The following is a 1,060-nucleotide window of genomic DNA, read 5'->3' on the forward strand; positions in this document are numbered from 1 at the left end:
TTTAGAGCGCATTGCCGCGGGGGAGGACTTCTTCAGGGAACTCAAAGCGCTCATGGGGCTGGTCCTGCGGCGCCATCCACGCCCGAATCCCCTCGTTCAGCAAAATGTTCTTCGTGTAAAACGTCTCAAACTCCGGGTCTTCCGCTGCCCGCACCTCCTGACTGATAAAGTCATACGCCCGCAGGTTCAGCGCCAACCCCACTACCCCAATGCTCGACATCCACAAACCCGTCACCGGCACAAACAACATGAAAAAGTGCAGCCACCGCTTGTTGGAAAACGCTATCCCAAAAATCTGGCTCCAGTACCGGTTGGCCGTCACCATCGAGTAGGTCTCCTCCGACTGCGTCGGCTCAAAAGCCCGAAAGGTGCTGGCCGCCTCCCCATCCTGAAACAGGGTGTTCTCCACCGTCGCCCCATGGATGGCACACAACAGCGCTCCACCCAAAACGCCAGCCACCCCCATCATGTGGAACGGGTTCAGCGTCCAGTTGTGGAACCCCTGGAAAAACAGCAAAAAGCGGAAAATCCCCGCCACCCCAAAGCTGGGGGCAAAAAACCAGCTGCTCTGCCCCAGCGGGTAAATCAAAAACACGCTCACAAACACCGCTATCGGCGCGCTAAACGCAATGGCGTTGTAGGGCCGCACCCCCACCAGCCGGGCAATCTCAAATTGCCGCAGCATAAAGCCAATCAGCCCCAGCGCTCCGTGCAGGGCCACAAAGGTCCACAGCCCCCCAATCTGGCACCAGCGGGTGAAGTCCCCCTGGGCTTCGGGGCCCCACAGCAGCAGCAGGCTGTGCCCCATGCTGTCGGCGGGGGTGGAGACGGCTACGGTCAAAAAGTTGCACCCTTCCAGGTAGGAGCTGGCCAACCCGTGGGTGTACCAGGAGGTCACAAAGGTGGTGCCGGTGAGCCAGCCGCCCAGGGCTAGGTAAGCGCAGGGGAACAGCAGCAGCCCGGACCAGCCGATAAACACGAATCTGTCGCGCTTGAGCCAGTCATCGACGATGTCGAACCATCCTCGCTCCTGACGCACGCGCCCTACCGCTATGGTCAT

The 1,060-nt window shown here is 60.2% G+C and carries 1 protein-coding gene; it reads right to left on the bottom strand.

Annotated elements, in window-relative coordinates; all coding sequences use genetic code 11:
• Position 1: 1 nt before the first annotated feature.
• The coding region (gene psbD, locus NW818_RS13280) for a photosystem II D2 protein (photosystem q(a) protein) (RefSeq protein ID WP_011432491.1) at positions 2-1,060 on the bottom strand (1,059 nt) is incomplete at its 5' end.

The organism is Synechococcus sp. R6-5 (genome assembly GCF_047461775.1).
Classification (GTDB): Bacteria; Cyanobacteriota; Cyanobacteriia; order Thermostichales; family Thermostichaceae; genus Thermostichus.